We start from the raw sequence: 23,033 nt of genomic DNA, 5'->3' as shown, positions 1-23,033 counted from the left end.
TATCGAATCGTATTAAAGGCTTTCCTTTATACTAACATATCACGATTCGATAGTTACGGTCTTAGTGATCTGTTCCCATTTTACAGTGAGTCCAAGCTGTTCTGTCACGAGTCTAAGCGGTACTAAAGTCCTGGCATTCAGAATGATTGGCGCTACTTCAGCACTCTGGCGTTTCCCGTTCAGGATGAATTCCTTCTTGTTCACGGTCAGATCCAGCGCTTTGGCACCGCGAAGGACCATGATTTTCTTGGTCTTCGCATCCCAGACAGCATTGCCGCCAAAAGCATCCAGGACATATTTGATCGGCACATACGTACTGCCATCCTTCACAATAGGTGCTACGTCAATCGGCTGCTTGGTGCCGTTAACTGTCATCGCCTTGCCGCCAATGCTCATCGCTGCTGTTCCTTTAGGCAGTCCTGCCTCACTGGAGAGCGACGGCATTACAAAGGACATATTATCAAAGGCAACGGTCCCCGTCTTGGCCCGCTCATCCTGGCCTTCTTCTACATTTACCACGTACAGCCTCTTAAGGGAAGCCGGGAATTTAATCCCTGAGCCGGACAGATCAATATTCAGCGTCTTCCAGCCATTCCAGTCAATAACCTTGGCCAAATCTATATATGCCGTCGCTCCGTTTGCATCCGTTACCTCGGCACGCAGCCAGTTCAGGCTCATATCCCCCATTACATCCACTGACATTGAGGTGGCTGTTGCCGGAATACTTTTGCCTGCTGTCCCATTGAACTGGGCGTACGCATACATTTTGCCGGTGCCAGCCGTCATGTCATAGCTCAGCGACAATACCTTCGAGCCTGCCCGCTCGGCGCTGCCGGGAACTACTGCTGCTGATCCTGTAACACCTGCCGCATTCGTAGTGAATGCAAACGGATAATTCGTATTCTCAAAATCCTCCCACGCCGTAGCCGCCGTTGCCGACAATACCACAGCCGTACTGAAGCCGTCATAACGGGCAATCGCATACCCGGTAGTTACGCCTGGATCAACGGCCTCAACCTTAAGCTTGCCGTCGCCAACGCTTCCTGTGAAGCCGATGAACTCCCACTTCAGTGCTCCTGCCGGAACCGCTATCGTTGCTCCGCTCTTCGATACTGCACTAACTGGAACAGATACGGAGGCTCCCGCCTGAAGTGGTGCAGAGGTCACACCTGCGACCAGGTTGGACAGATCATCTCCGCCCAGAACGGTCACCTTGGTCTCTGCGCTCGCTGTTCCGCTGGCAGCCTTCAAGTTGACCGTTCCCGGCTTGACCGCGGTTGCTTCACCTGCGTTCACAGTGACACTGCCGCCGCTTGCGCTCCAGACAGGGTTGGATGCAGCTACATCCACCGGATTGTAGTACGTATCATACCCTTTTAGAGAATAAGAGGCCTTTTGTCCGATCAATAATACCGTACTGCCGCTGATCTTGATCCCTTTCACTTCACCTTGCGGAGCAGAAGTATATACACCCACCCCGTTAACGACGCTACGCTGCTCTTTGCCGTATTCTGTATTGAAGGTAAGTGTAGTCGCGGTCTCGGCCAGCGGGCGGTCTACCATCGTTGTAGAGCCCCCTCCGTCCAGATTCATCCCCTTCCACACCCCGATACTCGTCATGAAGGATTGCAGCTCTGTCAGAGACAGTCCGGCACTGTTGCTATTCTTCTCTGCGGCAATGACATATACATATCTTCCATCCTGCGAATACCCCAGCGCTGTACGCGCACGGTACCCGCCAATGCTGTTTGTAGAACGGGAGAACGACGACGCCTTGCCGTTATTCACCAGAATGGTATGTCCCCCGATCATCATCTGCAGCGTGGAAGGATCAAGCTCCTGCTGTGTGGTTTTGGACTTGAGCATATAGGCGCTGCTTAGCTTCTGGCCTACAACCAGATGTGCTTTTACAAATTGGGCAGCCAGCCCGTGAGTCCGCAGAATATAAGCCCCCTTGGGCACCTTTACCGGCAGAGCCGAATCCAGGGAGATCTGGGTAATCACATCATTCTCTACCAGCACCTCTGTCGGTGTAGTAGAGCTGTTCTTAGGCCGCTCGAGTGCTGTCCAAGCATCCGTATAGATATAGGCTGCATTGGCATGGCTGTACGTTGAACTGCCGCCTTCAGGATTGTAGGCCCCTTTGTTCACCCCTGACAACGGAAACTGGGAGCCGTCCTCTGCCGTCAGCATCCCCTCGAACGTATATTCATCAATGACCGGTTTACGGTCTTTGGTTACCGCAAAAGCATACATCCCGTTCAACTGTGAAGGTGTAGATACCACCACGCCGCCAGATACCTGGCCGCCGATCGGCGCCCCTTCTCCGCTGGTATTGAAGTAATCGCCATTAACCCCCGCGACGGCCCCGGTTTCCTTAGCCATACCTCCGGTGCTCTGCTTCGTATTCAGACTACCGGCTTTGCCGCTCATTACATCTACAGAGACATACGGATTATTCAGATCCACACGAATGACGCTTGCCAGCCCTGTGGCAGTTTTACCGGAGCGTACCGTCTTGAATTTATATTTCATCATCATCGCACCGGAAGTAATGACCTCTTCCCCCAGCTTTGTCGCCGAGAAGGATGATGCTGCTTGTGCTACCGGCGCAGAACCGGCACCGAGCCATCCGGCACCTTCACTTCCGACAACCGGCATGATCCAGATTACACCTGCTAACGATGCTGCAATCCATTTTTTAGCAGGCGGCCATTGATTTCCCCGTGTTTGCTCTTTACCCTTTTTCCCCATGACAAGCTCTTTCATTTCAGTGTAACTCTCCCATCTATTTGTACTCTTCTGCCTTGCTATCAAGTTCCCGTTATTAGTTCCTAGTAATAGACTATACCTTTAATAGACTGAATCCGGAGCGAAAAGTTGCGAAAATTGGCGAGAACTAGCAGGTTTTACCGGCTGAGCGGAGCCATCCTGGAGCTGTAACAGCACACCAAAAAGCACCCGGCTCATTGAGCCGGATGCTTCATTAATGGATAAACATTCACTTACAAATAGCCTGCCGTCTTCAGCATCCGCTGAAGCATCACTGCCGCCTGCCCTCTGGTAGCATTGCCTTGCGGCTGGAATTGCGTGGTGCTGACTCCCTGTATAATCCCCGCTTTGACCGCTTTGGCTACAAATTCGATACTCTGACTCAGAATTTTCGACCGGTCCTTGAACGGGCTGAGCGTATCCATCACCGATGCACTCAGTGTTACGGGTTGCCCCGTATACTCCAGGGCCCTCACCATCATAATGGCCATTTGCTCACGTGTGATCTTATCCTCTGCACGGAAGGTCCCGTCTGTGTTTCCTGTGATGATACCGGCTTTGGCTGCTGCCTCTATGAAATCACTGGTTTGGGTAAAAGGACGTACATCTTTGAACTGTGAAGCTCCGCCGCGGACTGCCTGCAGACCCAGTCCCCGGCTAAGCATCACAGCGAACTCGGAACGGGTAACGGACTGGTCAGGCTTAAACGTTGTTCCATAGCTGCTATCAATGATATTTTTGGCGGCCAGTTCTGCTACTGCTGCTTTACTCCAATGGGATGCCATATCTGCAAACGTACGCAAGGATATAAATACCCCTACTGCCTGATTCCCTTTTGTACGGGCGCTAACTACGCTATTACTACCCACTGTAGCCATTTGGGCCGGTAAATGAATAGCATCATTGTAGGTTGAATCTATGCTGGCCGCCATCGTTTGCGTGAAATTCAGGACGGCAGCATTGCGAACGGTATATTCTCCTGCTACATTCAACTCTTTGGCGTTGGAATAGTTATCCTTGATAGAGCCGGTGAGACGTAAATCCATAAGACCTGTCACGTTACGCATGGCCTGGCTTTCAATTTTTTGTTTAAAGGAATAAAAGGTTCCGCCCGGGACATTCTCCATGCGGAGCACAAGTGAGGCTTTATTAATATCTGAACCCAAAGCAGCAACAAGTGCATTCATATCTATATCACTTAGCTTTACGCCAAACATACTGTCACCGAACCGAATGATCAGTTTGGCATTCTTGTTGCCTGCGGCTGCATCCGCTAGTGGTTTTAGAGGCACCGTAACATAGGCTGACTTCTCTGTAGCAGGAACCTCAAATGCCAGCTCGTTCATACCCGCAAGCTTCAGATATTGATAACTGGAGGCCACACGCTCTGCGGTCAGATCATATCTTTTAACAGCCTGTTTATAGACAGACAGATCTGAAACAGCAAGCGCAGAATCACTCTTCAGCAACGGATACTCCTTACCAAATTCACTGGCTGCCAGACTTCCCAGATAGGATGGACGGCTTCCATTCTCGGATGTGCTATTTGTCAGATTCTGAACTGTTAATGAGTTGAACGAGGGAAGTGAATTCCCATTCGTGTCTGTAATCATTCCCGCACCAGACAGGTAAGACAAGTCAACTTTTTGCCCAGCTGTCACTGCTTGTGAGAGATTAATCTTTAAAAGAGTTCCCGACAAGCTGAAATCCTGAACTCCAATGCTGCTTCCATCCGCCTTCACTCCAAACTGATTGACAAATAATTTCGATGAAGATTGCATGCTCTTATTGAAGGTAACATTAAGTTCATTCCCGTTCACCGTTGCTGCGCTAATCTCAGATACTAGCGTGGAAGAAGTAACGGATACCGGCTGAAGATCAACATAAGCTGCACGATTTCCATTTAAATCACTGAGTCCAAGAGTACCTGGAACATAAGATACCGTAACCGCTCCGCTAAGCGGCAAAGCACTTTGAAGTGTCAATGTTGCCTGCGTACCATTAACCGCAACGTTTGTAACATAGTTTGGTTTGCCTCCAACCAGCACTGAGAATTGACTATTCATCGGCAAATTGACTGTTGACAGACCTTCGTTATAATTCAGGATTATCTTATTGCCTGCTCCTGTCGCATTCTGAAACACCGGTGGCACGTTATCCCTAGTGTTGCGGATATTAAAATCATTGAAATTCGCAATATTCTGCCCGAGCGAGCTAACCAGAGGATAAGAACCGGCATAGTACGATACCCGTACCGACTCCGAATTCCCCACCTCAGAACCTACAGTTAAATATAAAGTGTTGCCGCTGGAGCTGATGGAATTGACCCCCAGCGAATAACCGTCAGTCGTAACTACGAACTGATCATACGCATGAGGAGACACCGTTTTGAGTGAGTCATTGAAGGTCAAGGTCACTGTTCTGCCTGTAATTCTGCCTTCTTTGGGCGTAGGAAGAGCCGATTCTATAGTATTCGTTATCTGCTGTCCGGAGAACGTAGCGGCAGCATTCCCGCTCGTATCCTGAATCGTCCGCACACCGCCGGTATAGCTGATTTTCACATTCTGGCCTACAGCAATACCTGTGCTAATTACTACATATACACTGTCTCCTTGAATATAGGCACTTTCAATGTTCCGGGCCTCCTCATTTACGGTTACCCCAAAGCTGGAGGCCAGCAAAGCCACAGAAGCATTAAGCGCTTCATTATACCTCAGGCGGATCGTCCGGTTGTTCTCCAGCCCTGCTCCCGTAAGCGACGGGGCTGTTTTATCTATAGCTACAGTGCGGAAGCTCCAGGATTTGGTGCCGCTTAATCCCTCATATTGCATACTGGGGTCTGCGGCATCCGTGAATGCCCCCTTGGCGACATCTATATAGTAGATCGTATCTGATTCCAATGCTGCGGCAGGTTTAATGATGAATTCCTTGGCAGAGGCACCTTGCTGTACGCTCGCCGTCACCGTTGATCCATTGCTTTTGTATAGAACAACCCCGCTTGTGACAGTGCTGTTATAGACAGCCTCCCGGTTAAAGCTGAGTACAATCGGCCTGGAGATGTCAACCGACTCGCTGCGGTCTGCTGGCGATAATGAAGCTACAGACAGACTTGTTAATGACGCTGTGGTGAACGTCCAGGAATACGGGCCTGATGCCGGAAAAACATGACCATCCTGATCATAAAAAGCCCCCTGTGGGATGGTAACTGTATATAACGTACCGCTTAGTAGCGGTGAAGCTGCGGACGCTGGCAACAATGTAATCGTGGAGCTTCCTCCACCGGTGACGTTCGTTGAGTTGACGTTCAGCCATCTCGTTCTGGAGTCAGCCTGTGTGCCTGGAGATACAGAAATAGCACCGGAGGCCGGACTCATCGGGCGGTCGAAATACAGCTTAAGCGCCCCGCTGGCCGATGCGCCAAAAGATGCGTTAGCCGGGGCTGTGGATGCTGAGATCGTGCCGTTGCCGGTCGTAGAGAAGCTCCAGCCGCTACCGCTTGAGATACCCTGATAGGTCTTATTATTCGCGTCTCTGAACGCATAAGCATCGACTAGTACATAATAATTGCCGCCTGCCGGAAGCTTATTAGCCAGCGTCAGTGTAACGGCTGTGGAGGTGTCGCTGCTCTTCAGTTCTACCTTAGGTTCTCCGTCCCTGATCACAAACTCCTGAATAACAGAGTTATCCGCGGAAGAGAGCAGCTTGACGGAGCCTCCCCCGGCTGTAAGGATACCCGACAGCTGCATACTCAATTGGGTTAACCCTCCGGCTTCTACCCTCGAATTGACTGCAGGCGACATACTGCTTGCTACAATAGCCGGATTAACCTCCGGGGCGGTTGTAAAGCTCCAGCTTGCCGCTGCCGACTCATTGCCTGCACTGTCCTTAAAAAGCCCTTTGGGCACACTTACGTTATATGTTGTATACGGCGCATACTTCAGACTCGCACCTAATTTGAGTTCATAGCTTGTTGAATTTCCGATCAATCCGGCGCTGCCAATTGCAATGTCCGTAAAGACCGTTCCTGCATTCTGGTCTGTAATCGTGATTTTTCCGGTTTGCGGGATTACCTGACGGTCAAAGCTCAGCCCCAGCGAAGCCCCGACATTTACAAAGACAGCCCCATTCGCTGGAGAAAAGGTAATTCCGAACTCCGAAGCGGCGTATACCGCTGATGTATGTATACCGATAGCCGGACTGCCCAGACCAAGCAGCAGATTGCCTGCAATGATTATCGCCGTCCCTATTGTTAATTTCTTTTTCATTCTTAATAAAACTCCTTTCAGCCCTTCCAGCACTTCTTGGATTTGTATACTGTTATATTTCGGCTAAAGGGCTTCCAAAGTTTAGAAGATTGCGTTTGAGTGAACAGGTATGGGCTGCATAACAAAAAAAGCCCACATAACAGCCTCTTCATGAGGACTGCCATACGGGCATACTTTGCTTAGATTATAATAGCTCGTTGCGCTAACATTTTCTTTTTAAACGCCCGCTTGGGCTTTCAACAAATCGGCCTTATCCACGCGTTCCCACGGAAGGTCCACATCTGTACGGCCAAAATGACCATAAGCTGCTGTTTGTCTGTAGATAGGCTTACGCAGATCCAACATGGAGATGATTCCTGCCGGACGCAGATCAAAGTTGTCGCTGATCAGTTGAACCAGCTTCTCCTCACTGATCTTACCCGTTCCATAAGTATCCACATTGATTGATACAGGGGTTGCTACGCCAATGGCATAAGCCAATTGGATCTCGCACTTATCGGCAAGGCCGGCAGCTACCAGATTCTTCGCTACATAACGTGCAGCATAGGCAGCAGAACGGTCAACCTTAGTCGGATCTTTACCAGAGAACGCACCGCCGCCATGCCGGGCATAACCGCCATATGTATCTACAATGATCTTGCGTCCAGTCAGTCCGGCATCACCTTGAGGACCACCAATGACAAAGCGTCCAGTAGGATTAATGAAATATTTAGTGGCTTCATCCAGCAGTTCGGCTGGAACAACCGGAAGAATGACATGCTCTTTGATGTCTGCCTGAATTTGCTCAAGGGTAATTTCTTCGGCATGTTGAGTAGATACTACGATCGTATCCACACGTACCGGCTTCTCATCCTGATACTCAATCGTAACTTGAGTCTTGCCATCCGGACGGAGGTATTTCAGGGTTCCATCTTTACGGACCTCAGCCAAGCGGCGCGCAATCCGATGCGATAAAGCAATGGGAAGCGGCATAAGCTCCGGCGTCTCATTGGTTGCGAAACCAAACATCAGACCTTGGTCACCGGCACCGATGTTAGCCGTCTCTTCTGCTACTAACGCAGGATCACGGTTCTCCAGAGCAGCATTCACACCTTGGGCGATGTCCGCCGATTGCTCATTCAAAGAACTAAGCACAGCGCAGGTATCGCAGTCAAAGCCAAATTTGGCACGGGTATAACCAATTTCCTTAATCGTATTACGTACAATTGCCGGAATATCCACATATTCAGACTTGGTGCTAATTTCCCCGATTACAAGCACGAGACCTGTTGCAACAGCTACCTCACAAGCTACACGGGCATTAGGATCGTTAGCAAGAAAAGCATCTAGTACCGCGTCGGATATCTGATCACAGATTTTATCGGGGTGTCCCTCCGTTACGGACTCAGAAGTAAACAGATGACGCCCTTTGATCGACATATACAACAACCTCCCATATTGTTGAATCTGACACTGTATTCAAGGGGGCTCCCTAGTAGATAACAGGCCAAATATAGTTAGTATAATATAATAGCTGATTGCCTGTTTTATTCAAAAAACGAACCTTTTCCAAAATGGAAAAGGTCTACGGCCTTCCTCAAAGGTCATATTATCTTATTTACCGGGTGCTGTCAATTGAAGACAGGTTATGTGAAAAGAGATTGCTCGGCCTGTTTGATCAACCTCTTTGTAATTTCCCCGCCTACAGATCCATTGTCTCTAGAGCTGAGATGTCCCAGATAAGGAGTTCCTCCAGGTGCTCCAGCTCCACCTATTGTTCCCAGTTCAGACGCAAACTCCGTATCCATCCCACCACCGTAAGAAGCTCCATATAATCCGAATTCAGAAGCAATCTCATATTGCATTTGTTTCAGCATTGCCCGGCTCTCTGGTACCACTGTGCGATTAGTGCGTGCCATGTTACAGCACCTCCTGTGAATTTTTTTAAGATTACAGGTAGTATTGTGTACGGATTCCAGAGGCCTGAGTCGGCTCAATGTTTGTCATCTGTGGGAATGAGTTCCGGTGTATAGGGTGACCCAATCTAGGGCATTCTTTATATAGAAAGAAAAATGTCGATTGAAGTGTACTTATAAACGGGTTGTAGCTTATTTGAGAGTATATGCACCACGGACCATAACAACGATTTTCATCGTTTGACCGTTCTGTACAGCGATTCCACGGCCATCCCGTGGGAAAGATAACAGATGATTCGTAGGCGCAGCTACACCATTCGCCAAATCGACACCATCTGTCAAATCGGCAACCCCATTTGCATCCTGAGAATAAATAACCGCCTTGCCTGCGCGCACAATAAATTCTGCACCCGCCCCGGCAATCAGGGTTTGTCCAGGTTTAACATCAACGATTTCACTGGCATCTCCACTCCCTGTAGCAGTCCCTGGGGTTGGCGCTTTGGTCGGAGCAGTGGTGGCAGCAGGTGCATTAGTGGCAGTCGCACTTGGAGCTTGTGTCGGTGCAGTAATATTCCCGCCCAGAGCTTTCTGAATCTGTTGATCCACATAGCTCTTGGTAACGACCGGGTCTTCGGCAGTCCCTGGCTGTGATCCAACACCGGCGCCTTCGGCCGTAATATTAAGCATGGTGCCTGCCCACAGGCTACCCGCTACTAACACCGCAGAAATCGTGACTTTCCAAGCTGTCTTCAAATGTATCTCCTCCTCATATTGAGATAAATGGCTATAAAAAAAGAATAGCCTCCGAAGAGGCTATTCTTTGCTTCGTTAAGGAAGCTGAATTTATTTACCGTTCAGTTCAGCACCAGTAACGATTGGGTTACCAGTGATATCAACGATCTTAGAACTGTCTTTAACCTTAACAGTAATTTCGTTAATATAGTTAGCGCTCAGGTCAAGTTTACCTGCAGTAGCATCTTTCACATAAGCAACAATGTTGCTACCGTTAGAGTTAATGCTTTCTCCGAAGAAGAGAACATCTGCACCTTGGTATTTGCCTGCTTTAACATTGAAGGTTACATAGAATTTGTTTACATCTGTACCAGATGTATTACGGTTACCAATGCTTACTTCAGAGTCACTAACAAGTACATTGTTAATCTTGAACTCGAAGTTAGAAGCACTCAAAGTTCCAGCATCAGCAGAGTCGGAAACCAAGTTCTTGATTTTTTCAGAGAATTCAAGAATCAGGGATTTACCATCGTTAGCAGCAACTGCAGCTGATTTGAATGTCGGTTTAACTCGGTCAGTCAGACTAACTGGTTTAGTGAAGGCCAATACACCATTGCCAGCTGTGTCAGCAATTCCACTTGCAACAAAGTTGTATTCTTTAGTCTCACTAATTCCGGATCCTGGGAACTCAACTACTGCAACAGCATCAGTAGGAGCAGTATTGGAACCAGACAGAGTCTGAATAGTTACAAACGCACCAGTTGGCAGCGCTTTGCTGTCAAGTGTGTAGCTGTTTACATCTTTCAGAGTTGAAACATTCAGACCGCCAGCATCTTTAGCATATACGTATACTGTTACTGTAGTATCAGCAAGAGTGCTATCTTTATGCGTGATGTTGTAAACTTCTGGAGCCTTTTCATCCGTAGAAGCTGAAGCTCCTGTCAAGGACTGTACAGTCGCAGCCAGTGCATTCTTAGTGAAGGAATCATCTGTTACCAGACCTTCAGGAATACGAATTGTATGTGCACCAGTGAATTCTTTCGACACTTGATAAGTCAAAGTCTTCTTGTCACTGGAAAGCACACCGCTACCGGAAGCGATAGTTGTAGTAACAGCACCAGTAGAATCATTGATCAAGGTCAAAGTTTTACCAGCAGCAGGGGACAGTACCTTCTCGGAGAACTTGATAACAAGACCTCTGTTCGAGTAAGTTACACTACTTACTGTTGGAGCAACTGTATCCTTAGTGAAAGTGATAGCTTGGGATACGGAAGTACCCAGAGTATTACCAAGGGTATCCTTAACACCCGATCCGAACAAGATAGAACCGGTGAATGTGCTAGTGGACAATGAGCCCAGTGGTGATCTCAATGTAACTGTTGCACTGTCAGAAGTATTTTCAATGGAGAATACTCCTTTGCTTTCGCCATTAGCATCCAACAAACGAACGTTACCTACGAGAGAATCGCGGCTAACTTTCTTGTCAAATACTACTTCAACATAACGATCGCCTACTGGAGTTACGCTCTTAATTACAGGAGCATTAACATCAGAAGAAACAGTTACAGATGTCTTAACTGGATTTGGAGTAGCAACATTTCCAGCAAAGTCAGAAACGTTTGTCAGGGACACATCGTATGTTTGGCCACTAGTCAAAGTACCAGTAGTCAGAACGAAAGAATCATAAGTGTCGCGAGTCACGCTTGCGGCAGCACCATTAACATAAGCAATCAGACCAGAAAGCTTAGCAGGTTCACTCATTTTCACATAAACCTTGTTAGTTGTAGACTTAGCAACAGCTGTGACAGAAGTTACAGTTGGAGCAACAACGTCAGCAACATTGATCAGGTCTGTGAATGCAGGAATTTCTTCATTCCCTGTAGTTCTAACATCTTTACTTACAACTACTGTGTATTGACCCTTAAGGTAATTAACTTCGCCTGGAACTGTCAGAGTAGCTTCAGTACCATCTGTGTTAAATACAACTTCAGCATTGTCAACCACATTAGCAGTTGTGGATACTTTAACAACCTTTACAACATCGTCAATCAATTTGCCGTCAGAAGAGATTGAATCAGTAGCAACCTGGCGATTGAACTTCACAACCACTTGCTTCGAGTTTGGAGCTGTTACGGAAACAACCTTAGGAGCCTGCAGAGTTACTTTTGCAGTGTAGTCCTTTTCAAGGTGCTTGAAGTTGATTGTTGTTTCAACGCCTGCTACCAGAGCAGTTGTCAATTCAACGTTTGCAGTTGTTTTGTCAGAGAAAGTTACAACTACTTTGGTTGGGCTTACTGCTTCAGCAGAAGCTACAGTCAATGTAGGAACTTTACCGATTTGGTCAACAGCATAAGCTGTTTCAACTACCAAAGAGCGAGTAGCATTGCCTTTGAAGTTGACGGTTTGAGCGATCAGGCCCTTGTTGATAACTGCTTGTGCATAGCCCTTAGCCCATACAGATGCATTGTTATCAGTTGTAGTTGGTTGTTCCAGCTTCAGAGCGCGGAACAATACTGCCGCAACTTCTTCAACTGTTACTTTACCATTGTAGTTAAAGATACCTTTAACAGTATCTTGACCTTGCATCAGGTTAGCTGCAGTAACAGCTTCGATGTAAGGAACAGCCCAGTTAGTAGCTGTGTAACCTTTATCTTTGTAAGACAACTTGCCAGTTACTTCAGTAAGACCGAACAATTTAGTAACGATCTTAGCGAATTCTGCGCGAGTCAGATCTTTTTCAAGGTGAGCTTTACCATCTGGGTACCCATTGAGAATACCTTTTGCTGCCAAAGCATCAAATGCTTGTTGTGGAGTTGCTTTTGCTGTTTCACCAAATGCTACAGAGGCAAACATCGAGAATGCCATTGCTGTAGATAATGCTACGGATAAAATTTTCTTCATAACCTTTTTTTCTCCTCCTTGGACCTTCATAAACTGGGATTTTTCTTTAGTTGTGTAGCTCATATCACTCATTTCGTCGAGCACCCCCTTTCCCGAGTTGAGCAGATTAAGTATAAATAATGTCTGTGACGGGTATCACAGAAACTTGTAAACAGCTTCAAGGCATAGTAATACTAGATTCCTAATTCTACCTAAGTATTATACAATGTGCCTCTAGTCACGTAAAGCTAATTTTTCCATTTAGCGAAGCGTACTGCCATAAGAGCGAATCCGCTGTTGCCTTGTTCAAGTGACTCTACACCTTAAACGCAATAGTTTTGAAAAAGTTGCGCTTTGGCGGAAAAAACTTTTTTTGCCCTGCAGTATCCCGGCCCCGGTACACTAGAAGATACAATATGTATGTTCTACTAACTATTGTTAATGTTGGGTGGCTACGGGAACCAGTATAGCACGAGACATTCCAGTCGTCATTAAACAATATTTGCTAAGATCATAAACAAATATTTCATAATTACTGTACTTCACTCACATTCTGTAATTGAACCAATAAGTAATTACCCACATTGCAATGAAATTAACACGTTCATCACAACAATATAAAATAAGAAGGCTGCTGATAACCTCAGCAGCCTTCTTATAATCTTTATGTCCAGGACTATCGGATCTTCATGGATAGCAGTATTAACTCCTGGCGCTTCTCAGGACTTGCATTTACATTCTCATACATGGCGTCAATCGCTGCGCGGTTCTCGCGGTAGCTCTTCTCATGTTTGATTGTGCTATGGGACCATTCGATCAGTGCATTCTCAGCAATAACCAGCTCATTATAAGCATCATGGAAGCCTGTCGCTTGTACAAGCTCTTCCATCACTTCCTGAGTGATCTCCTGCACCGCCCGCTTAGCTGCAATTTCCTTTTCCATAACCTTTGCTCTATTCTCAAACATATTCTTTGCTTTCGTGTAATCCAATTGTGCTTTTGATAAAATCGGTTTCATCGATGGCTTTCACCTTTCACGTAAAAATGGTCTCTTTGACATTGTAACGCAAATGGGAGCAGATTACAAAGATGTCCGAATGGTAATTTAACCTCTTTGAGATTTTCCATTTCCTAGCTCAGACTTTTAGGGAAAATACTAGTGCTCTTCTTCAAAAGCTCCACAGCAATTTTACCAGCCTCAGCTCTCGTCATATTAGATTTGGGGTTGAAGTTGTACGAGGCTTTCTTTTGGCCTGGTGTGGTCACTTCAGCCCCATTCATAATCTTAGCCTTGGATACAGCCTGAACAGCGGCCAATGCGTAAGATTCTATCTTGCCGGAATCCAGGAATGACTTAGCTACTGCATCCTTTAATTTCTGATCGTTAACAGGCAGCTTCAGCTTCAGCGCTCTGGCGATCATCACAGCGGCTTGTTCACGCGTAATTGGTTGATCCGGCCCAAACACTCCGTCGGTAAGTCCCGTCACAATTCCTGCTCTTGATGCCGTCTCAATATGTGCGTAGTCCCATGTAACTGAGCCGGCTCCCGGAACCAGATCTGAATAAGTCTTATTATCATCGTAGTTAAGCGGCAGATTCAGACCCTTTACAAGCAGGGTTGCAAACTCTCCTCTTGTTGTTTGATCATCTGTTCCAAATTGTTCAAAACGAAGATTGTTCATGATTCCCTTGGAATACAGAGCATTTAGAATATTTCTAGCCCATTGGTGGTTCGTAATATCGTTATAGCCACGGCTCATCTTCATAACCTTGTAATAACCAAATTCATCAAATGGAACACTAATCGTATGTTTCTTGGTATCAACGGTCCCGCCAATATTAACCCATTCCCGGTTGGAATTATATTGGAATACAGTTACTACTGTCCCTGCATCGTCAACTACATTGGAGTCAAAGGACAGAGTTAACGTTCCCCGTTTGGACGGAGTGATTTTGCGTTCTGCTGGGGTCTGCGGGTCACCGAACAGACCATCAACAGAATAAGGGGCTAGACCATTCGTTGCAGGAATATAACCTGCAGATGCTGCTGTGCCCAGTTCACCAAGGCCTCCGCTAATCCAATACACATCCGAAATTCTCACAAAGTTGCTGCTCTCATACGGAGAACTGAAACGAAGAGAAAATTCGTCAGGAATGATCCAGTTAGGGATGCCGCTCTCCTCAAACGTTATTGGGAAGCCGATGACATTGCCATAATCATTACGGCGCTCCACCACACCCGTTGTCGGCTCTGCAATACCGAAGCGAAGCTTGGTATTTGGATAGAACTTCTTCAGATTGCGCGTATCTGTACTTTGCATTACTGTTCCTTTAGGAAAGTTCAGTTCTAGCTTCTTATTAAATACACTGTATTTGTCTGCTACCTTCGGTGCCATATACTGCGAATCAACCGCTACAGTGCCTGTATAGAATATGGAGATGGTATCTGTACTTGTACTGCTTCCTCTAACGATCTGAATTTTAATACTATTGGCCTTATCCGGTTTCAACCCTACATAATCCAATACGAATCTGCCAGGGCCCAGATCCGTTCTTTTGACTGCCTGTTCTTTATCAATAATTACGCTGGTAGCTCCCTCAGCCTCAATATCGAAATGAACAAAATTCTTATTCACAACATATTGGGTACCTACAGAAGGCTGTGGCGATAGAATACGGTAGGCACTTACTTCCCGGACCAGTTCCAGCTTCTGGCTAGTCTTGGCACCGGTGCTATTGATCAATTCAAGCGTATATATATAAGTTCCCGGTGTATCATTGGTAAGATCCTGAATTCGCATAACGAAGTCTTTTTGACTGCCGGCAAAGCTGGTGGTATAACGTTGATCCGCAAAGACCGGGCTTACTGTGTTCGCGGAACTCGCGTTAGCGGGAATATCAAGCGACAATATATTTTTGGTCCCCAGATTCAGATTAAGCTTGACTGCCCCGCTGCCTCTTAGCACCAAATCATAGGTCTTCAGACTGGTCGTATATTTCGTTTCATTATAAATGAAGTCAGGTGTCAGATTGAACAGCTTCGTCAACAGGACATCTGTTGGCCCAAAATTAGTGTCCGGGAATGCCGATCTCCCTGTACCTAAGGCTGGCTGGAACTTGCTGATTGTCGATACATTCTCATCGAGAATATAGACGCGCAGTTCCTTGCGAACCTCACGAACCTGTCCCTTTTCATCTACCCCTGTACCTGTCAGAACAATTTTGTTCTCCCCAAATACAATGGGTCCTGCACTTGCATCAATTTTTAAATCCACTGTAAAAGTGCCGTCACTGGCGTTCGGAAATTTCTCTGAGCCGATAGGCATGACCTTTGTTCCGTTCACATACATTTCAGCCAAAAAGTATTTACTGGCCAAATTAAAATCAACATATTGTCCCTTGACGTTCAACGATGTACTTTCTTTGGAGTTTATTACATAAGTCTGTCCATCTGTAAGGTTCGATACATAAATATAGCTCTTAGAGGCAAATGAAATATTCACATCCTTGTTGGAGGACGATCCATCAATCTTGAAGCGGACAGTCTGATTTCCGTTCTGGAAATCCGTAATTTTAAAGATGTGTTCTGTAGAGGATACAGACTTGATCCACTGTGGATCTAACCCTCTGGTGGACAAAGGCAAATAGTTTGCCAACAACTTAACTGGTGTAGTCAGTACAGTAGAAACAGCAGCATTGGTTTTGACCAAAATATAAAATTCTCCCGAATCTACCTTGGCCCCATTCAGCGCTACTCCGGCAGGCACCGTCCCGGTTCCGTTATATCCCGCTAAATACTTCATATCCGTGATTACAATATTATTCTTCATATACTGAAATTCAATGGACCGGTTAACGGTCTTGGTTCCATAGGCAACCGAAAGATTGTGCGTCTGCTTTTCTAAACGGTTAGCGGGTGTTGCGTTATCTTTTGTTAACGTCAAAGGAATTTTAAAAGTTACCAGCCTATAAGCGGGCGCATCCTTTACTGGAGAGGGCACCATAATTTCAGTTCCTTTTTTTAATTCTACAGCACCACTACTTCCAAGTGTTAATCCTTCACCAAATTCAATAGCGGGTACTATGCTATCCAGCTTCACAACTGCTGAGCCCTGGAAGGGTACTCCGGCATTGTCTGGAACCATCATCTGAACAAACAGGTCGGCGGTATCGCTGTCTTCTGTCATCACTGGCTGGTCCCCGTACAAAAGGTCCTGCCCCTGTTTTAGCTTATCTCCTAAATACATGGCGACTATAGGGTTCTTCTCATCATAGTAGAAAATTGAATATTGAAAGCTCAGCGTGTCAGAACCATTCTGCACAACCAGCTTAAGGGTATTCACCCCGGGCTTAAGCTCCATTCGCTGGGAAAAGAAGGTTCCATCCTGAAGCAAGGATGTACTTGACGCAGTACCGTCATTAAGAGCAACGGTAACCTTGGTAGCATTCTGCGCCTTACCTTCCAGTGTGATCTCTTTATTGGCTACAACTAACTGTGCGCCTTCATTTAGATTCAGCTTCTCAGATCCACCCAGAACCTGAAGCTTCTCTACATACGGCACCTTATCAAACAGAACATAAAATGCTTCTGATCGTTCATTGCTGCCTTGTGATCCAGTCAGTGTAATCCGGTTCATACCCGGATACAAGGTCAGATTGGCACTGAATCGGTTATCAGGACTGTCAACATCTAATTGGACAACACCTGGAGTTACACGTGTAGGGTCTTCGATCCACTTTTTATTTGTCTGATCCCAGTTCAACAGTTGAACATTGGCTCCAAGTGTAGAACTAGTCACCTTGGTAAAGGTTCCTGTAACGGTCAAGCTCGCATCTGTCACCTGCAATACATTATCTCTTGCAATTTGCGGAGGTAACGTCGGTGAAGATGGCGGCAATAAAGTCAGATCAACCGTATTCCGAAGTTTTTGATTATCCGGTGTGAAGTAACTGGTAGGCTTATCTGCAGCCGCCGCAATATTCATAAGTCCTGGCGGGACTAAGGATACCAATAAAGCGAACAGAAGTGTCCAGATAAATGTTTTTCTCATGCGCTGCATGTCATTAACCTCTCCCTTTTTGTTGATGATAATTATTTTATCGGTCCAGCCGTCCATAAATTGAAGGACTATGTCCAATTTTTCTGTAAACGTCATCCAGATCTGCTACAGTTGACACAATTGGATAGCTCCGTTGAGATTCCGTTTCGTGTGAACGCACTAAAAAAGCGTATCCTGTGACAGGATACGCTTCAACTCAATCTAATTAAATTGGATACAATCTAACACCAAGTGAATGTATCACTTAGTGCCCCGTTCCTGATCCACCTTCATCCGCATTCTCAAAAACAAATCAATAATAGGCCGTTTGGTCTTGCTGATCACGCCTGTGATCTCGGCACCAATCTGCAGGAAGAAGAGCATGACGCAGATGACGACGAAGGTGACCCAGTTGGCCTCGTACAGTGAAGCAGAGGTCTGAATGACAGCCAGGATTCCGAAAAAGGCGGCAATCCCATAGATGATGAGGACGGTCTGGCGGTGGCTGAAGCCCAGTTCACGCAGACAGTGATGGAGATGACCTTTGTCCGGAGCGAAGATTGGCTTCTTCTGCAGCTTGCGCCGTACGATGGCAAAGAACGTATCCGATAACGGAACTCCTATAATCAGGAGAGGTGTGATGAACGATACCACCGCAATCTGTTTGAATCCGAGTAGTGCGAGCAGCGCCAGGCAGAAGCCCAGGAACAGCGATCCCGTATCACCCATGAAGATTTTGGCGGGATGGAAGTTGAAGAACAGGAAGCCCAGGATACTGCCCAGAAGCAGCAGGCAGAGCAGTGCAACCATGGTATTGCCCATCAGAAAGGCCATTACGGCAATGGTGGCAATTGCGATACCGGATACGCCCGCTGCCAGCCCGTCCAGTCCGTCGATCAGGTTCACGGCGTTCGTGACGCCGACAATCCAGAAGATCGTCAGAGGGATAGCAATCCAGCTCTCCAGTGAGGAATAGCTATTATGAAAAGGAATATTTACGAAGTCCACCGTGATGCCAAACCCGAATACTACGATACAGGCAGCGGCAATTTGGCCCAGCAGCTTCACTTTGGCTGACAGCTCGAACCGGTCATCAAGACCGCCAATCAGCACAATCATTCCGCCGCCGCAGAGCAGCGCCTTAATGAAGTTAGCCTCCCGGGGAGTGAAGTCATAAGGAATAATCGGTAATACGGCAAGCAGGCCTAACACAAACGCCAGAAATATGCCGAGTCCGCCAAGGCGGGGCATGATCTTCGTATGCACTTTCCGGGCATTAGGCACATCTGTCGCACCGATCTTAATAGCGAATTTCTTCACGAGCGGCGTCAAAAGCAGTGCAAGCCCCATGCACACAATGAATCCAGCGATGTATATGATTAACATTTGTTCAGTCGACCCCCATTTCTCTACCGCATTGAATTATACGCTGAACCAAAAACAAATTCCAATACTGTTTTTAGGCGGTTACACGGATTTTCTCAGTAAATATCCCCATTTTACTGGGCTTTTGTCACTTTATCTTTCTCTCGCACCACTTTTACTGCGAATTTCGGCAGCGCAAGCATTCTTTTGTACCGCGTGGGTTCCTTGAGCAGCCTATATAACCATTCGGCCCTCAACTTCTGGAACGCAACCGGGGCACGGCGGCTCTTGCCGGAGATCACATCAAAGCTGCCGCCGACTCCCATCATCACCGGAATCTGCAGCCGGGACTTGTATTTGGCGATCCATGGCTCCTGACTGTCTGCGCCTCTGGCAACAAAGAGCAAATCAGGACTCGCCTCGAGGATTCCGCTTACGATCTGTTCGTCCTCATCCGGCCCAAAGTACCCGTCATGGTATCCTGCGATAACAATACCGGGATATCTTGTTTGTAACCGGGAAGCCGTCTCGCGAATCACCTCCGGGGTGGACCCGAGCAAATATACTCTCCAGCTATAGCTTTCGCCTTGGTGCAATAATTCATGTAAAAGATCAAAACCCGCTACACGCTCAGCTACCGGCTCATGACAATAATTCGCCGCCCATACGACTCCAGTCCCGTCAGGAACCACAAGCTCTGCTGATTTCATGATTTCCATATAAGACGGATTCTCCAGCGCTGCCATGACCATAATGGGGTTGGCAGTAATCACCTGATGAGGCTCACGCCGGTGAACCGCATCCGTCAAATACGAAACGGTCGTCTTCATATCTGCCTTGGATACTCGTATGCCAAAAATAGGCACTGTAGGTAATGCGCTATCTGCTTTCACTTGTCACTCATCCTTTATGGCCGAAATATTGGACAATTTGCCGGGCCGGAGCCTCGGCCGCTTCAACCAGCGAAGCAATCAGCGGTTCACGCTCCTGCTTCCAGCTCTCCCCTGACTCCAGCAGCTCCAGGAGCCCGGCAGCCACCTTATCTGCATCCAGTGCAGCTGTAGTACCGACCGGCCGGCAGGCAATCCGTTCAAGAAAATGATCAATCTTCGGATCATAAGAGACGCCCATCAGCGGGGTACGCCTTCCCGCAGCATAGATAAGACTGTGCAGCCGCATACCAATCAGCGCCTGGCACTGCCCTACCTCCCGCAGCATCTGCAGCGGATGCAGCGCATCTTCGCAGATACTCACGGTTCCGCCGTTCTTCTCTATGCCTTGTCCCATCTTCTGCATCACATAACGGGAAGCTTCATTATCTGCAGTGTGATGGAAGGGCAGAAAACGTACATGGAGCGGAAGCTCCGCGGAAGCCTTCACCAGACCCTCTGCCAAGGCATCCAGCTCTTGCCGGGACTGCTCCCAGAACCGTACAGACACACCTACGGTAGATAGAGCATCCTTCAGAACGGACGGGGGCGTATCTCCAATGCCGGACCCCGCTCCTGCAGACTCTCTATGCAGATCCTCCGGCAAAGCCAGACCCATAACCGGGTCAGGAACAACGTCTATCTTGTCCTTATCGAGTCCTATGGACTGAAGCAGCAGGCGGGACTGCTCATCCCGCACGGATACATAAGCACATTTGCGGAACACCGATTTGATCAGCGGATGAAACAGCTTACGGTTCACCGGCCCGATCCCCTGGGCATATATGAAGACCGGCTTGCCCATCCACTGAGCCAGCTTAATGATTCCCAGGTAGTACGGAATGGTCTTGCTGCTTGTTACATCCTGAAGCAGGCTGCCTCCGCCGCTGATCAGTCCGGCACTCTCTGATATGGCCTTCCGTACTTCGCCCAGCTTCATGCGGTGCACCGATTCAACGCCATAAGTAGCGGTGGTCCACTCCGGATCTATGGATAACACGACCGGCTCCAGAGACAGTCCGGCGGCTTGAGACTGCTTGCGCAGAGCGTTAAGAATTGACTGCAGGACGGCCTCGTCTCCACTATTGTGGAAGCCGTAAAAGCCGGAGATTATAATTTTTTGAGCAGCGGCGACCATCGTTTCCAGCACCCTTCCGCAATCTGCCATACTCCAATAGCGATAATACCAATGATCAGACCAAGTCCAAGACCCAGCAGCCCGCGGACCAGCGAGATCAGAATCGGTGAATGAATATGCGCAAAGGTATCCACCATAGACAACTGGCCAATCACTGCAATAATCAACAGGAAGGCTCCACTCCGGTATTTATAGGCCACGAACGCGCCAAGGATAAAGAGCGGATGTGCCAGCAGGAATTCCTTGTTGCGCGGTCTTACACCGACTGTATTCTCCAGGAAGGTCCGCAGGAGCTTCTCCGGTGCGCTTACACTTCCGCTATTGCCGGTCCGGCTCAAATAATACATTCCCACGATGCCCAGAATACCGGCGGCAATCACCATAAACAGCGTAATCGGTGTCCGCAGCAGCTTGCCTGTCTTGTTGAATGCAAACTCTCCACGGTATAAAAGCACATACAGCGCAATAAGTCCGATCGGCGCTAAATGAAGCAGGCTTACACCGCGGAACTGATCAAGCACCAGAGCATAGGTGATATTATTCAGCAGTGCAATAACAAATGGAACTGCACTAAGGGAGATCAGCGCTGTCTTCACATACAGCACCAGACTATGCGTCAACCGGCGGCGCGGACTCATTACGGCAAAGGTTAATGCATTGGCGCGCAATGGAGGCCCCATCTCATTAATCTTGCGGATAGCGAGAATCATAGCCACTGTAGGCGCACTAATGGCGACCGCAAGCGCAAGCGCCTGTTCAAATAACGCCGGCTTCAGCAGCATCAGCCCTGCGCTTCCAATCATCCCCAGCACCCAGGCAGGCAGGGTAAGCCAAGGAATGAAGTAGGAGATCAGGAGGGCAACCATGGCAACCGCTCCGAACACGGCAATCAGCTTAAAATAACGCTGAAAAGAGGAATCCGCCACATCAAATGCGGTGGCTTGTCCAATGGTGAAACCGTTAGACTCGATTTTGGCAACCGCGCCTTCAGGTCCGCTGAGGCTTTCAATCAGATTATCCAGAGTATCTGTAATGGCAGCCTTCTTGGTATCTCTTGATGGAATGGTATTGAGATAAATCATGCGGATATTGCGGTCCTTCGTAGCGAGCGAGAACCGGTCCGCAATCACTTCTGTCTTCAGGTTGGAATCCGCCTCACTGAGGGAATAGAGCCGCGTCACATTGTAGTCCAGCAGATAGGCAAGCTTCGAGAAGCCCTTTTGCTGGACTTTAATATTCTCGATGGCTGCGATTCCCATCCCGTGTTCCTTCAGAAGATCGGCAAACGCCGTAATACTGGCCATATCCGCATCATCCGAGAAGCCTTTGACCGACTCCCCTTCAAAAAGAATCCGCTTGACGCCAAGCTCAGCATAACGGTCCATCAGACGCTTTACGGCCTCCTGATTGTATGCCAGAGAGTCTACCAGCCGGGGCACAATGCTGAAGCCTTTGGCGTGCAGCATCTCCAGCGTAATTGGGTCCGGCTGCAGCGGCTTGAGCGTTGCATTTTCAAGCGGGGTCTTGATGATCAGCCCTTGCTGTCCGCGGTAGTTCCATTCTTCCGTGGTGATATCCAGTCTGCCGAAGGCCTCCCGGATGACCGGAGAGAGCGCTCCACTGTTCTTCGCACTGGTAAAGAGGACATATGTATAGTTCTCATTCTCCGGAATCACAGTATCGGTAAGACTGGCGATATCAGACGCTCCCCAGATCATTAACCGACGCGCCTTGCGGTAATCCTCCAGTGTATTCTCGTAAATGGCCATGCTCTGAACACCGGCAGCCTTCAACCGGTCAAGCTGCTCGGAGATATAATCCTGCGGCTTCTCCCGGTAGCTCGCCACCTCAACCAGATCGCGGTAATCAAAGACAAACTCAACCGTTTTGGCAGATTTCTCGGTCTGAAGACGGTCATATACAACCGGAAGCGCGCCGAGCAGACCCACTACCACAATGACCCATAACCACTTGCGTGAAGCTATATTCCAGCGTTGCCATTTCTGTTGCACCAAAA

The 23,033-nt window shown here is 47.9% G+C and carries 12 protein-coding genes; all 12 read right to left on the bottom strand.

Going from position 1 to position 23,033, the window contains the following annotated elements; all coding sequences use genetic code 11:
• Positions 1–39: 39 nt before the first annotated feature.
• The 12 genes from HQN87_RS17760 to HQN87_RS17705 all read right to left on the bottom strand — a co-directional run bounded on the left by HQN87_RS17760 (position 40) and on the right by HQN87_RS17705 (position 23,028).
• Positions 40–2,769, bottom strand: a complete 2,730-nt coding sequence (locus HQN87_RS17760) for a stalk domain-containing protein (protein ID WP_173136143.1) — start codon at positions 2,767–2,769, stop codon at positions 40–42.
• A gap of 236 nt (positions 2,770–3,005) precedes the next feature.
• Positions 3,006–7,037 (bottom strand): Ig-like domain-containing protein, encoded by a 4,032-nt coding sequence (locus HQN87_RS17755; protein ID WP_173136141.1) that lies wholly within the window; start codon positions 7,035–7,037, stop codon positions 3,006–3,008.
• A gap of 216 nt (positions 7,038–7,253) precedes the next feature.
• Positions 7,254–8,456, bottom strand: coding sequence for a methionine adenosyltransferase (metK, locus tag HQN87_RS17750; RefSeq protein ID WP_173136139.1), 1,203 nt, complete (start codon positions 8,454–8,456; stop codon positions 7,254–7,256).
• A 206-nt stretch (positions 8,457–8,662) separates the two neighbouring features.
• Positions 8,663–8,935, bottom strand: coding sequence for an alpha/beta-type small acid-soluble spore protein (locus tag HQN87_RS17745; RefSeq protein WP_173136137.1), 273 nt, complete (start codon positions 8,933–8,935; stop codon positions 8,663–8,665).
• A 189-nt stretch (positions 8,936–9,124) separates the two neighbouring features.
• Positions 9,125–9,685 (bottom strand): hypothetical protein, encoded by a 561-nt coding sequence (locus HQN87_RS17740; protein WP_173136135.1) that lies wholly within the window; start codon positions 9,683–9,685, stop codon positions 9,125–9,127.
• Between the two features lie 90 nt (positions 9,686–9,775).
• Positions 9,776–12,637, bottom strand: coding sequence for an S-layer homology domain-containing protein (locus HQN87_RS17735; RefSeq protein ID WP_173136134.1), 2,862 nt, complete (start codon positions 12,635–12,637; stop codon positions 9,776–9,778).
• A gap of 583 nt (positions 12,638–13,220) precedes the next feature.
• Positions 13,221–13,487, bottom strand: coding sequence for a hypothetical protein (locus HQN87_RS17730; protein ID WP_343221849.1), 267 nt, complete (start codon positions 13,485–13,487; stop codon positions 13,221–13,223).
• Between the two features lie 188 nt (positions 13,488–13,675).
• Positions 13,676–17,701, bottom strand: coding sequence for an S-layer homology domain-containing protein (locus tag HQN87_RS17725; RefSeq protein ID WP_173136129.1), 4,026 nt, complete (start codon positions 17,699–17,701; stop codon positions 13,676–13,678).
• Positions 17,702–17,845: 144 nt separating this feature from the next.
• On the bottom strand, positions 17,846–18,970 hold the full coding sequence (locus HQN87_RS17720) for a glycosyltransferase family 4 protein (RefSeq protein WP_173136127.1): 1,125 nt from the start codon (positions 18,968–18,970) through the stop codon (positions 17,846–17,848).
• Between the two features lie 113 nt (positions 18,971–19,083).
• Positions 19,084–19,842 (bottom strand): WecB/TagA/CpsF family glycosyltransferase, encoded by a 759-nt coding sequence (locus tag HQN87_RS17715; protein ID WP_367272744.1) that lies wholly within the window; start codon positions 19,840–19,842, stop codon positions 19,084–19,086.
• Between the two features lie 7 nt (positions 19,843–19,849).
• The gene (gene csaB, locus HQN87_RS17710; RefSeq protein ID WP_173136385.1) at positions 19,850–21,016 is read right to left on the bottom strand and encodes a polysaccharide pyruvyl transferase CsaB; all 1,167 of its coding nucleotides are present in this window, start codon (positions 21,014–21,016) and stop codon (positions 19,850–19,852) included.
• Positions 20,989–23,028 carry a DUF5693 family protein gene (locus tag HQN87_RS17705; protein WP_173136125.1) on the bottom strand — a complete coding sequence of 680 codons (2,040 nt, stop codon included), beginning with the start codon at positions 23,026–23,028 and terminating at the stop codon, positions 20,989–20,991. The genes csaB and HQN87_RS17705 overlap by 28 nt, the downstream gene beginning before the upstream one ends.
• Positions 23,029–23,033: the final 5 nt, after the last annotated feature.

It is taken from the genome of Paenibacillus tritici (assembly GCF_013204885.1).
GTDB classification, from domain to species: Bacteria; Bacillota; Bacilli; order Paenibacillales; family Paenibacillaceae; genus Paenibacillus_AQ; species Paenibacillus_AQ tritici.
The sequence above is the reverse complement of the archived record's forward strand: the minus strand, read 5'-3'. Positions and strand labels throughout refer to the sequence as shown.

Coding starts and splice junctions, on each gene's coding strand:
- metK (WP_173136139.1), bottom strand. CDS start 8,456: ATGTCGATCAAAGGGCGTCATCTGTTTACTTCTGAGTCCGTAACGGAG.
- csaB (WP_173136385.1), bottom strand. CDS start 21,016: ATGGTCGCCGCTGCTCAAAAAATTATAATCTCCGGCTTTTACGGCTTC.
- HQN87_RS17725 (WP_173136129.1), bottom strand. CDS start 17,701: ATGACGTTTACAGAAAAATTGGACATAGTCCTTCAATTTATGGACGGC.
- HQN87_RS17720 (WP_173136127.1), bottom strand. CDS start 18,970: ATGTTAATCATATACATCGCTGGATTCATTGTGTGCATGGGGCTTGCA.
- HQN87_RS17730 (WP_343221849.1), bottom strand. CDS start 13,487: ATGGAAAAGGAAATTGCAGCTAAGCGGGCGGTGCAGGAGATCACTCAG.
- HQN87_RS17760 (WP_173136143.1), bottom strand. CDS start 2,769: ATGAAAGAGCTTGTCATGGGGAAAAAGGGTAAAGAGCAAACACGGGGA.
- HQN87_RS17755 (WP_173136141.1), bottom strand. CDS start 7,037: ATGAAAAAGAAATTAACAATAGGGACGGCGATAATCATTGCAGGCAAT.
- HQN87_RS17735 (WP_173136134.1), bottom strand. CDS start 12,637: ATGAGTGATATGAGCTACACAACTAAAGAAAAATCCCAGTTTATGAAG.
- HQN87_RS17745 (WP_173136137.1), bottom strand. CDS start 8,935: ATGGCACGCACTAATCGCACAGTGGTACCAGAGAGCCGGGCAATGCTG.